The 1,471-nt window shown below is 81.0% G+C and carries 1 protein-coding gene; it reads right to left on the bottom strand.

From position 1 onward, the window contains the following. A partial coding sequence (gene murJ, locus HLB09_RS16990) for a murein biosynthesis integral membrane protein MurJ (protein ID WP_171204468.1) occupies positions 1-1,425 on the bottom strand: 1,425 nt, incomplete at its 3' end. Positions 1,426-1,471 lie beyond the last annotated feature (46 nt).

Genomic DNA, 1,471 nt, shown 5'->3' with positions numbered 1-1,471 from the left:
GAGGGTGCGACCCACGCCGGACAGGGCGCGGGGCCCCGCCGCGGCGCCCAGGGCCCGCAGGAGCAGCACCGCGGCCACCACCATGCCGGCGCTCGTGCCGGCCGCCAGCGCCACCACGCGGTCCTCGCCAGGGAGCACCGCGGCCAGCGCCACCTCGGCCACGACGACGGCGAGCCAGCCGGTGACGGTGGCCGTGGCCGCCGCCCGGCCGCGCTCGAGGGCGTAGAGGGCGCGCCCCACGTGGGCCACGAGGGCGAGCCCCAGCAGCGCCGGGGCGACGGCCGTGACGGCGTCCGCCACGGCGTCGTAGGCGGTCGTGCGGCCGGTCCCGTCCCCCGCCCCGCCCGCGTCGAGCGCCGCGTAGAGGGCCTGGACGGCCGGGGCGACCGCCACGAGGAGGGCGGTGCCCAGGAGCGCCACGAGCACGACCGCGCGGGTGCTCGCGGCCGCCGTCCGGGCGAAGCCGCCCGCGTCCCCGCGCGCCGCCAGCTCCGCGAGCCGCGGGAAGGCGCTCGTCGCCAGGGGGACGGCGAGCACGGCGTAGGGGAGCAGCGACACGGGCTGCACGACCTGGACGAAGACGCTGAAGGAGCCGGGCGCCGGGTCGCCGAGCCGGCCCCCCAGCAGCAGGGCCGTCAGGACGGCGGCCTGCTGGGCGAGCAGCGCCAGCAGCCCCGCCGCGGCGAGCCCCCGGGCGCGGCGCAGCACCCCGGGCGGGAACCGGAGCGTGGGCCGGGGGCGCAGCCCGCCGGCGAGGACGGGGCCGAGCAGCGGCAGCGTGAGGACGGCCACGCCGAGGGTCGTGCCGCCGGCGAGGACGGCGAGCGCCGGACCGGCCGCTGGGCCGTCACCCGCCCCGGGCCCCGACAGACGGGCGTAGAGGGCGTAGGCGCCGATGACCGTGAGGCTCGACAGGAGCGGGGCGAGCGCGGGCCAGGTGAAGCGCCGCTGCGCCTGGAGGGCCCCGGTGAGGACGACGCCGAGGCCGTAGAGGACGACCTGGGGGGCGAAGACGACGAGCATCGCGGCGACGAGGGCCCGCTGGTCGGCGAGCGCGGCGCCGGGGCGCAGGAGGTGCGACAGGGGCCCCGCGAGGGCCGCCACCGCCACGGCGGCGGGCACGAGCAGGACGAGGGTCCACCCCAGCAGCGCGCCCACGACCCGCTCGGCGCCCCGCCGGTCCCCCGCCGCCAGAGGCCCGGCGAGGAGCGGGACGACGGCGCCCGCCAGCGCGCCGCCCGCCACGACCTCGAAGAGGACGTTGGGCACGGTGTTCGCGGCGTTGTAGGCCTCGCCGACCACGGTCGCGTTGCCGACGCCGGCGGTGAAGACGAGCCCGCGCAGGAAGCCCGCGACGCGGGCGAGCGCGGTGAGGACGGCGATGAGGGCGGCCGCGCCCAGCAGGCCGCGGCCGAGCGCCCTCACGGGCCGGGCGTCGTGGCCGGCGCCGCTCGGGCGGTGCGCGGGCCGG

It is taken from the genome of Pseudokineococcus marinus (assembly GCF_013004605.1).
GTDB classification, from domain to species: Bacteria; Actinomycetota; Actinomycetes; order Actinomycetales; family Quadrisphaeraceae; genus Pseudokineococcus; species Pseudokineococcus marinus.
Note: the sequence above shows the minus strand (reverse complement) of the source record. Positions and strands in the feature narration are given on the sequence as shown.